Annotated in this window: 1 protein-coding gene; it reads right to left on the bottom strand. The window is 43.4% G+C overall.

The annotated features are described in order from the left end of the window. Positions 1–246: 246 nt before the first annotated feature. On the bottom strand, positions 247–2823 hold the full coding sequence (locus QUA58_RS31035) for a HEAT repeat domain-containing protein (RefSeq protein ID WP_333397970.1): 2577 nt from the start codon (positions 2821–2823) through the stop codon (positions 247–249). Positions 2824–3047 lie beyond the last annotated feature (224 nt).

Below are 3047 nucleotides of genomic sequence, written 5' to 3' on the forward strand. Positions count from 1 at the left end.
TGGGATTTTCCATGATTTATTTTGTTTCTAACTTCTCAAACCCAGTCTAGCTGGACTTGTGTGTACACGGTAGCCTTAAGAAGGGGGACTTTGAGGGCATTCTTGTCCCCCCCCTTTTTAAGGGGGGTTAGGGGGGATCTGTCTTAAGTGAACCGTATTGCAATATAAACAAACCAACACAAATTTTGTACTAAAATTCTGTAAAAATGGTATTAAAATCCAACTATATCAGATGAGCAAAATTGATCAACTTTCCCATACAACTTGGCAAATCCACCGCACAATCGCTCCAATCAAATCCGATTGACTGGGTGAAAAAGCTGTCAGCGAATCCGGGTTATTCTCGCTAACAATGGCAATGTGGCCGTCAAATTTGCTTAAATCGTTGACAAATATCTCGCTAAATCCAGTCGCCTCTTCCCCCCGCGAGTTGTAGAATACTAAGATGAAAGATTTCTCGCTATCCATCAGCAGCAAATCCCAATAAGTTTGTAAATCTGCCATTGTTTTCGTAGCATCCTCACTTTTGGGACAGCCTTGTTTCAGCATTTCGGTGTAAATCTTGGCGGCGGGGTTGTCGGGGTTGATGAAGTTTTTGCTGTCGATGCACAAAAGTTGGATTTGATTGGATAATTCGGCTTGATTATTGATTTCTCTGGCAATGTCTTGGGGGAAAGTTTGCCAATCGGGAACTTCAGGATGGGGTGTGGTGGGTGGATTGTGCCATGCGTGATAGAAGGTGGGGTAAGGGAGATTTTGGGCACAGTGCCAGATGACTTTGTAGGAATTGTTGTATCTGTCAAAGTCATTTTCGTAAGTCTCATGGGATAGGCAATTTTTTAAGGCAGTCACAACCCCTGCCATTTGCTGAGTTTCTGTCAAAATTTTATTGAAAGTATGTGCTGCTTGCGATAGGATATCTTCCTTTTCAGAGGTACAGATTAACTCAGTTAAAATGGCTATCGCATCTGGGTTGCCTTTGCTTGTTTCCACTAAACTATCTACTGTCTGCTCCAAGATATATTTATTCCCAGAGGTGCGGATTAACTCAGTTAAAGCTGCGATCGCATCTGGGTTGCCTTCGTCTATTTTTCCTAAGCTATGGGCTGCCTGTCTCCGGATATTTAGATTCCCAGAGGTACGGATTAACTCAGTTAAAGTGGCGATCGCATCTGGGTTGCCTTCATCTATTTTTCCTAAGCTATGTGCTGCCTGCCACCGGATACTTAGATTCCCAGAGGTGCGGATTAACTCAGTTAAAGTGGCGATCATATCTGGGTTGCCTTTTCCTATTCTCCCTAAGTTTCCTGCTGCTAGAGCTTGGATAAATTCCTTATCTGAGTTGAAGCTTAATTGAGTTAAAGCGACGCTCGCATCTGGGTTGCTTTTGTCTATTCTTCCAAAATGTTCTGCTATTTGCCACAAGATAAATTCATTTTCAGGTGTGCCGAACAATTGAATCAAAGTTGCGATCTTTTCTGGGTCTTCTTTACCTGTTTCCCCTAAGCTTCCTACTGCTAGACACCGGATATCTCCATTTTCAAGTGTGCGGCTAAATTCAGTTAAATAGGCGATAGCATCTAGGTTTTTTTGATCTATTCTCACTAATGTATCTGCTGCTTTCCACCGGATATCCTCATTTTTACAGGTGCGGATTAACTCAGTTAAAGTGGCGATTACATCTGAATTGCTTTTATCTATTTTCCCTAAATATTCTGCTGCCTGCAGCCGGATATCTACATTTTCAGGTGTGCGGATCAATTCAGTTAAATAGGCGATAGCCTCTGGGTTGCCTTCGTCTATTTTCCATAAGCTATTTGCTGCCTGCAACTGGATATATTCATTTTCAGAGGTGTGGATTAAATTAATTAAAGCGGCGATCGCATCTGGGTTGCCTTTTCCTATTTCTTCTAAGCTATATGCTGCCTGCCACCGGATATCTTCAGCCTCAGATGTGCGGATTAATTTAGTTAAAGCTGCGATCGCTATTGTGCGATCACTCTCTGGCAATATTGCTTTTGATGCTTCGGCAATTGGATATGAAAATGTCTGCCACTCCTGCTTTTCAATATTGAAATAACCAAATCCCCACTGCACAATTTGAGCAACGATCGCATCAGCCAAAGAACAATCCTTAAACTCATCAATTAATATAGCAGCTAGAAAATAAGCTCGATAACCATAAAATTCACGTTCAGTTCCCTGCTCAAACTCCACCAACGCCTTAATAAAAGCTTCCTTCTCCTCCCTATCCACATCCTTTCGCCCCATCCACAGCAACATCACCTCTTTCCACTGCCGCTCGAAAATCCGATAAATCCCCTGCTGCGGATTCTGCGGCACATGATTCAAGAAAAAGTGCCAATCCTCAATCTCGCAGGCTGCAAAATATTCCTGAAAAGAAGAATGATAGAAAGCATAAACAGATTTCAGCGGGTTTTCGGCATCAACTCCGACTCGATTCAGCCAACCTAAGTCAATTGCTTTTTCAAATAACTCTGGATGCGGTTGCTCCAGATGTTTGCTCACAAACCAATCCGGCAATATCGATTTATATCCAGCTTCAATTGCTGTCCGTGCAAACTTTCTCAAGGCAGCATTTAAGTTTGTTCTCTGTGCTGCTGTTGTCGGGAAAGCTTGTTTTTTGAAATCATAAAGCGCTGCGACAAATACCTCATAAAGTTCGGCTTTAGTATCCGGTAATTTTTGCTGTCCGAATTCCCAAGTTAAACACAGCAGGAATAACCGCAGGGGATTGCGTGCTAAATCTTTGATTCGCTCTTTTCCCGGTTCGTCTAAGGCGGCGCGGAGATCCCCCCCCAACCCCCCCTTAAGAAGGGGGGGAGTAAGATTCAGCGCTTCCTTAAGAACGGGGGGAGCAAGATTCAGCCCTCCTCGATCAAGGGGGGGAGTAACAGAAGTAACAGAAGTTTGCTCGTTTTCAATAGTGTAAACTTCTCCGGCTCCCCCCTTTTTAAGGGGGGCTGGGCAGGGTGGATTAATTGTCGAGAGGTTAAATCAAGGCTATGAAGGCTATTGACAGACAT

This window comes from Microcoleus sp. N9_A1 (assembly GCF_036701795.1).
GTDB lineage: Bacteria > Cyanobacteriota > Cyanobacteriia > Cyanobacteriales > Microcoleaceae > Microcoleus.